This window comes from Chitinophaga sp. (assembly GCF_036569125.1).
GTDB lineage: Bacteria > Bacteroidota > Bacteroidia > Chitinophagales > Chitinophagaceae > Chitinophaga.
In genome coordinates, this window is sequence record NZ_DATCRF010000754.1 from 1 (window position 1) to 7510 (window position 7510).

Below are 7510 nucleotides of genomic sequence, written 5' to 3' on the forward strand. Positions count from 1 at the left end.
CCATAATAATTAACCATTGCAAAAACATAGAACCTCCCGATGTCGAACCGGTTACTTAATCCCGCATTGATGGTGGGGATCGCTGAGCCCATATAGCGGGTTACGCCGGAGGTATCGCTGTTAAGGCTCATTGACTGCTGCGATCCGGTTGAGCTGTCATCCGTCTGGTAGATCTTTCCCTTTTCATTTTTCACCTGCGGGAACCCTGCATTGCTCAGCCCAGCATCGCGATAGGCAAACAAGCCGCCTACCGGGTAGCCTTTTACGTATCCCAGAACGTTCAGCGTTTGAGGACTGTAAGCGCCCTGTTGGTAAACATCCAATACTTTACTGGTGTTGCGGGCGATCACCAGCCCTGTATTCCAGTTAAAGTCCTTATGGGCTATCCAGTCTGCATGAAGGCTTAGCTCAATTCCCCTGTTGTTGATGGTAGCCTTGTTGATGATGGAAGGACTGAGCCCGATAGTAGGATCTATCAATGAATTTCCCAACAGGTCCGAGCTTTTCTTCAGGTAATAGTCAACGGTCCCGGAAACATTCTTAAAGATCCGGTAGTCCAGACCGATGTTGAAATTTTTAGTTTGTTCCCAGCGCAGGCTGCTGTTGGCATAAGACAGCAGTGTAAGCGCAGTGCTGGTGGGCAGGGTAGACATGTTCAGCGTGTATTGTGCAATGGCCTGTGGCAGCGATAATTTTGCCACGTTACCGTTAAAGCCGTAGGCAGCACGAAGCTTAAGATGGTTTACCCAGTTCACCTCCTGCATGAACTGCTCCCTGTCGATATTCCACGCCGCACCTACCGACCATAGAGGTTTATATTTATACTTTGGATTTGTTCCGAAAAGATTTGACTGGTCGATCCGGATGCTGCCGCTAAGGGAATAGGTATCGTCGTATGAATAAACGGCGTTGGCAAAGCCCGACAGGAACCTGTCCTCGGTGTAAGCCTGGTTAAAAAGGTTGCTGTAGGCGTTATACAGGGACGATGATGTGATGAAGGAGCCCCTGACCGTTCCGCTGGTGATGCCGGCATAATCCACCGGCTGCTGCAGCAGGGTTTCATCACTGTACCCAAAATAGGACGCCAGGCTGCTTTTGCTCACAACGTTCCTTAATTCTGCACCCAGGATACCGTTAAATGAATGGTGCGAAGCGAACCTTTTGTTATAGTTCAGCTGCGTCCGGGCCGTATAGCTGTAAGTGTTGTCTGTTTCCTGGTTCAGGTAACCGCCTTGCGGGATGTTGTATTTGAGCGTTCCATCCGGGTTGGTGCTGGTATACTGGGCAATATAAACCCTTGCCTGAGAGGAGAATTCCGAGGCATAGTGCCGGAAATCCGTGCGTGAATTCTCGTAGATACCGCCGAATAAAAGGCTGAAGCCTTTTCCAATGTTATAATTGAAGTTGGCGGTGAGGTGATTGTTGATGGTCCTGGTTTTATCGCTGATCTGGTTTACGTCGGTCAATGGATAATAGAGCACGTCGGGCAAGCCTATTTGCTTAAGCGAGTTATTGTAGAACGGGTTGATCTCAGCCCCGGAGCTTGCATACAATGGCTGGCCGTTCACATCCTGCAAATGCTCGTAAGGAAGAAGGTCTGTAAGGTTAGGCACAGGTGCGCGGTTGGTGCGGAGCTCCTGGTAGTCGGTGATCAGTTCCAGCGATAACCTTGACGCTAATTTCAGGTTCGTTCTGCCGGAAAGCAACCACCTGTTATTATTGTTATTGCGTGCCTGCAGGCGGTTGCCGGTATAATTTGCGGTGATGTAATACAGCGCATTTTCATTGCCGCCTGAGGCGCTGAGATTATACGTTTGGGTGATGGCAGACCGGAGTAATAATTTACTGTATTCATCCCGGTTGTCGTATCCCTGTAAGGCAGCATAGGAGCTGGCAAATTGCTCAGGTGTGATGATGTTTGCCGCCGATTGCGCCAGCAGATAATAAACCGGTGAATAGGCCTGGCTGTAGCCGCTGCCGATCGTCGCCAGCTGGGACCAGCTGTCCTGGTTTACACTGGTGGAGTAAATACTTTTCTCGAAGTCTGCGTAAACTGCCGATCCGTCATCCGCGTACCGGTACCGGTTATAGTTCTCCTTGGGCGTGATGCCGAGCGTTGTGCGAAAAGCGAATTTTGGCTTTCCTGCAGTTGCCTGCTTTCGTTCCACCACAATTACCCCGTTGGAAGCACGCACGCCATATACGGTAGCGGCAGCCGCATCTTTAAGGATAGTTACGCTTTTGATCTCGTTCGGATCTATCATGTCAATAGTTAGCTCAGTTGGATAGCCATCAAGCACGATCAGCGGGTTCTGATTGGCCGACATGGTGGATATACCACGGATATTGAACAGGCTCCTGGATGTGGAACCCGTGCTTCCGGGTGTTGTGCTGGTAAAAGAAACATTGTTGTTGATCATCAGGCCGGGCAGGCGGTTAGCCAAACCGTCCAGGAAATTGGTGCTCACCCTGGATTCATAGGCTTTTGTGCTGATCTGCGCCACAGCGCCGGTGCTTTGCTCCGGCTTAATGCGCTGGTATCCTGTATTTACCGTAACCGCCACCTTGTCCAGGGTATTGATAGCAACATGCATCCTGATGGTGCCCGGATCTGTGGATGCATTGATCTCACGGGTGTTATAGCCTATAAAGCTAATGAGCAGCACGGAGCTTTCCTCAACATTGTGTAACAGGAAAGAACCGTCTGCCGCCGTACTGGTACCTTTCCAGCTACCCTTTACAAGAACCGTGGCGCCGGAAAGGGGAGCGCCGGTGTTCGCATCAACCACGCGGCCTGATACATCAGGCGCCCCCGATAATCCCGGCTGTCTGGACGGCGGGGCTGGTTGCGCCTTCGGCGTAACAATAACGGATTTGTCTTCTATGCTGAAGCCTAATGGCTGGTTGGCAAAGATCTCTTTAAGAACAGCATTTAATTCCGCGTTCCGGACATCTATTGTTACGGGCTTAGCGCTTTTAAGCATAGAGGTCGTATACAGAAAATCATAGCCCGTTTGCGAGCTAACCTTATTAAAGATCTGATCAAGCGGTAAGTTCTTTTCTTTAAGTGTGACTTTCTGAGCAAAGGCGCCTGCGCTAAGCAATAAAATAATTGTTGTAAAAAGAAGTACGTTTAACTTCATTGGTAATAGCAGTTTGCATGTACAGCCAGGCGGCTGTACAAAGATTCTGGCGAAATGTCTGTACATTTTGTGAAGCATAGGTTAAGCGTCGCACCCTTGCATTCTCCGGATAATACTGGTGCTACGCCTTCCTTAAATAATTAAAAAGCTGAGTAGAAGAAATAGGTGCAGCTCATCCTGCAGCACTACTGTATTACAATTACTCTCCTTCCCTCAATCTGAAATTGTACTGCCCCTGTTTTTTCAAGCATTCTTAAGACTTGGCTGATATTCTTATACCGGGAGATCTTCCCATTAAAACCTTCGTTAGACACGGGTCCCTTAAAGCTTACATCAATGTCGTACCACCGTGAAAGCTTGCGCATGATGCTGCCGATCTTTTCATCATTGAACCGGAAAAAGCCGTTCTTCCACGCTACCGCCTCTTCAGTATCGGCCCTGGCAATAGTGAAACGATGGCTGCCCAAAACAGCCTGCTCACCTGGTTTTATTATTTTACTATCATTTGAGCCGGTAATTCTGACCGATCCTTCGAGCAGGGTAGTTCTTACTTCCTCTTCATCGGTATAGGCATTCACATTGAAATGCGTTCCCAGCACTTCCACCACCTGCCGCTCATTCATCACGCGGAATGGCTTTGCAGGATTGTGAGCCACTTCAAAATAAACTTCGCCGCTGATCTCCACTTTTCTTTCTGCGCCGCTGAAGGTGGTGGGGAATTTAATGGAAGAACCGGCGTTCAGCCATACACCGGTGCCATCTGCAAGTGTCAGATGGTACTGCCCGCCCAAAGGGGTGCTTACGGTATTGAAGGCAACGGCAGAGGATCCGGACGGATGCCCGTCCGTAGCTTCGTATCCAATATTGCCGTCGGATTTTTTGGTAACACTGGCATTGCCCTGCACCGCTAAACGGCCATTTTGCGCATTATTTAATATGATCTGTTCACCACTTGCCAACGTCAGCACCGCTTTGTTGCTGCCCGGGGTAAAGTCCTGTGCCACAGCCTGCACAGGCGCTTTTACTGCATCTCTTTTAGCCAGGAAATATCCGCCGGTCCCCAGCGCCAGCAGGATAGCGGCGGCTGCTGCCACACGCGGCCACCCGAACGGTCTTCTCTGGCCGATGTTACCCCTTTCCGCAATCCGGGTATATAGTCTTCGCTCCATGGCCTCCCGCGACTCGCCGGAGCTTATTTCCAGTGAATTGTCAAAATCATTGTACCAGCTTTCGAACTCTGCTCTTTCCTCATCCGTAATATTACCTTCCTGCCATTTTCTGGCAAGAAAATTAATCCGGTCCTGGTTATTTGACTGGTCCATAACAGGTGCTTTTATAAATAGCCAATCAACATACAGCTTACCCTACCTTTTTTCAGAAAAAAAGTGATTTTTTTTTGTGCGCATGATGGGTGCTTGGGGGAATTTGCCTACTGCTTTACCCGCGACAGCAGCAAAGCGAGTGTTAACAGCGGCCCAAAACGGGATTTGAGCAATTTCAAGGCACGGGTCACATGTTTTTCAACTGCCTTTTCGGAGATATCCAGCTGTTCGGCTATTTTTTTATTCGTGAAGTCGGGTTTACGGCTCATCCGGAAGATCAGCTGGCATTTCGGAGGAAGGGAGCTGATGGTAGCTTCGAGCTGTTTTTCAAGCAGCTCCAGGTCAAAGCCTATATGCAGTGGGGCCTGGTGTTCCTGTGGGGCCTGTGCAAAGGCATGATCCCTTTCCTGTTCTCTTGAACGCTTTGCCAGGCGGTTGATGACCTCAAATTTAACGGCCACTGCAAAATAATGTTCAAAATTTACTTTTAGCTCAAACCTTTCCCTGCGTTTCCAGAGGTTCAGAAAGATGTCCTGCACCGCATCCTCTGCCTCATCGGTGCTGCTTAAACGCCTGCCCGCAATGGCAAGCAGTTTATCCCAGTATTTTTGATAAACCGCTTTGAAGGCAGCTTCGTCACCCGCCCTTAACAGGGCGGCTAACTCCGGATCGCTAAGCTGTAAATAAGAGGTCATCTTAAAACGAAAGTAGCAATTTATGCTGACAGTTGCCAACCGCTGAAGGTAAAGCCGCCACTACAGGCAGCAGCTCCGGTTAGCAAACAATAGGTGCTTCCATTCAGCTGATAGCACTGCAGAAGGTAGTTGGAAAATTCTTCTTACCGGGTCGTCTTATCTTACACGGGAAAAAGTGGGGAAACGGAGGCCCTTAAATGTAAAAACCCTCAGCCCCCGGATAATCGGTATAGCCGTTTTCACCTCCGGTGTAGTAGGTATCCCGGTTGCTTTCGGACAAAGGTAAACTATACCTGAATCGTTCAACAAGATCAGGGTTGGCAATGAATGGTGCTCCGAAAGAGACCAGGTCAGCCGTGCCTTCCTTCAATATTGCGTTCCCGCTTTCCTGCGTAAAGCCCAGGTTGGCCATCAGCCTGCCGCTGTAGTGCCTGCGGAAATGGCTGAAATAATTATCCTGCAACACCGCTACCGGTGTACCCGTTAGATCTTCCGCGGGTCCTTCTATTTGCAGGTAAGCCAGGTTATAGCCGCTTAATTTTTTGAGCATGTATTGGAACATCGGTATCGTTTCTTCATCAGGGGTCATGATACCTACGTTGCTGATTGCTACCGGGTTAAACTTGATGCCTACACGGGTACTGCCCCAAACTTCTAAAATGGCATTTAGTATTTCAAATACGATGCGGGCACGGTTTTCCATACTGCCGCCGTATTCGTCCCTGCGCCGGTTTGTAGCAGGGCTCAGGAATTGCTGGATCAGCATCCCGGCATGTGCGTGAACCTCAACACCATCGAACCCCGCTTCCCTGGCATTTTTAGCGGCCTTCTTGTAATCCTGTACGGTTTGTTTGATCTCCGCAACGGTCAGCTCGCGTGGCGTCAGGGTGTCTTTAAGGCCTTGGGGCGTAAATGATTTCGTTTGAGGATTAATTGCGGACGGCCCTGCAGGCAGTTCGCCGTTAAGATGATCAGGGTGGGATGCAGTGCCAATATGCCCAAGCTGCGAAAAGATCAGGCCGCCCTTGTCATGTACAGCCCTGGTGACCATTTTCCATCCTTCAACCTGTTCCCGGGTGTAAATACCCGGTACGTTGATAAAGCCGATAGACTTCGGGTTAACCCAGGTGCCTTCACTTAAGATCAATCCTGCCGATGCCCGCTGTGCATAATATTCGGCCATCAAAGGCGTTGGTGCCAGTCCTGCATTGGTAGCACGTCCGCGGGTCATCGATGCCATTACTACCCGGTTCTTTAATGTCAGATCTCCCAATTGGTATTCCTCTAAAAGAGGCTGTGCTGTATTTCCCATTGTTTTTTTACGCAAACCTCGGGTATGCGCCACAGCCGGACAATACGGGGGAAACTAAAGGCATACGGATAAATTTATCCCTATGCCCAATTGAGATACTATGCCTATTTTTGTGTAAAGAGAACAAGGCTATGTATGAAAGAAAGATGCCCCTCACGATAGATTGCGGCCTGCACCTAACAAAAGAAGTGCTGAACGGTAAATGGAAGCCGGCGCTGCTGCATGCTATTTCCCTGGATATCAAACGGCCAAGTGAGATCCTGCGCTTGCTGCCCGGTGCTACCCGCAGGGTACTTAATGTACAGCTTAAGGAACTGGAGGAGCACGGCATGGTGGAGAAAAAAGTTTACCCGCAATTACCGCCCAAGGTGGAATATTCCCTGACTGAAACAGGCTGGTCACTGATGCCTGTTATTGATGCTATGAACCAGTGGGGCGACGCCAACCGGCAGTTTTTGGAAACCGTTATATCCCAGGATCGCAGAACGCCGCAAGTTTCTAAATCAGTCTGCCAGTTGTACCGCAATATGAAAGAAGAGCGGAAAACCGGGTGAGATCAACGGCAGTTAACTATAGTATGAGCCTATATTGCCTGTTAAACGGGCATAACCCTGAGCATTGAATGATATGTTGATGAAAATGTTATTTACAATGGTTCGGCCATTGGAATAAATTGGACAATGACCCCGATGTTAATCCCCTTAGATCCTCCCCGCAATTAAATTTGAAGGAATCCATCCTGTTTTAAAATCTTCAACCAGTTGAACTTTTTTACGGAACCAGCTGGTGATATTTGCTGTGTGGAAAACATAACGATCCTCATTTACACAAGTACCTTGAACGATAACCGCATTACACGCATTGCAGGCTTTTTAAATCATTATAAAACAACACCATGAAATTACCTGAATTTGAAGAAGTACAGGGCCCTGTACTGATGCTCAACATGCTGAAATTTAAAGACCGGAAGTATTATTTCGAAACATATCTCCCGGCCTTTCGTAAGGCTACTGAAAAATTAGGCATTAATGATGTAAA

The 7510-nt window shown here is 48.8% G+C and carries 5 protein-coding genes; 1 reads left to right on the forward strand and 4 read right to left on the reverse strand.

The features are described 5' to 3' along the window. The 4 genes from VIM87_RS27905 to VIM87_RS27920 form a co-directional block, all read right to left on the reverse strand. The coding region (locus VIM87_RS27905; RefSeq protein WP_332000162.1) for a SusC/RagA family TonB-linked outer membrane protein at window positions 1-3143 on the reverse strand (3143 nt) is incomplete at its 3' end. Window positions 3144-3328: 185 nt separating this feature from the next. Continuing rightward, on the reverse strand, window positions 3329-4465 hold the full coding sequence (locus VIM87_RS27910; RefSeq protein WP_332000163.1) for a FecR domain-containing protein: 1137 nt from the start codon (window positions 4463-4465) through the stop codon (window positions 3329-3331). A 107-nt stretch (window positions 4466-4572) separates the two neighbouring features. Further along, window positions 4573-5160 (reverse strand): RNA polymerase sigma-70 factor, encoded by a 588-nt coding sequence (locus VIM87_RS27915; protein WP_332000164.1) that lies wholly within the window; start codon window positions 5158-5160, stop codon window positions 4573-4575. A gap of 193 nt (window positions 5161-5353) precedes the next feature. Next, on the reverse strand, window positions 5354-6472 hold the full coding sequence (locus VIM87_RS27920) for an alkene reductase (RefSeq protein ID WP_332000165.1): 1119 nt from the start codon (window positions 6470-6472) through the stop codon (window positions 5354-5356). A gap of 131 nt (window positions 6473-6603) precedes the next feature. Between VIM87_RS27920 and VIM87_RS27925 the strand changes: the two genes are divergently transcribed. After that, a complete protein-coding gene (locus VIM87_RS27925; RefSeq protein WP_332000166.1) occupies window positions 6604-7026 on the forward strand; it encodes a helix-turn-helix domain-containing protein in 423 nt (140 codons plus the stop codon). The last annotated feature ends 484 nt before the right edge of the window (window positions 7027-7510 follow it).